This window comes from Virgibacillus sp. AGTR, from assembly GCF_016919725.2.
In the GTDB taxonomy this organism is placed as follows: Bacteria; Bacillota; Bacilli; order Bacillales; family Amphibacillaceae; genus Virgibacillus; species Virgibacillus salarius.
On sequence record NZ_JAJERH010000199.1, the window covers coordinates 1 to 308 of the forward strand.

At 38.0% G+C, this 308-nt stretch carries 1 protein-coding gene; it reads right to left on the reverse strand.

What is annotated here, in order from left to right; genetic code table 11:
* A partial coding sequence (locus JUJ52_RS23220; RefSeq protein WP_228089271.1) for a condensation domain-containing protein occupies positions 1 to 308 on the reverse strand: 308 nt, incomplete at both ends.

The window sequence follows — 308 nt, forward strand, 5'->3', positions numbered from 1 at the left end:
AGAATTCTCCATGAAACTCCGTCTATCACTAAATGGTGAATCACAAAAAGTAAATGGTCCCCTTCATTCGTTTGAAATAATGCTACGTTAACAAGTGGGCCGTTTTCAATATCTAGCCCACGCTGAATCATTTGACTACATACTTCTATTTCTCTCTGATGGTCTTCTACAGAACGATAATTAAATACTTGAAAATCGAACAGCTTATCTTCCGTACTCTTTCGAATGATTTGTTTTACGCCGTTCGGATCAAATTGGTATACCATTCGTAGGGCATCATGATGCTTGGTGATTGCCGTTAAAACTTC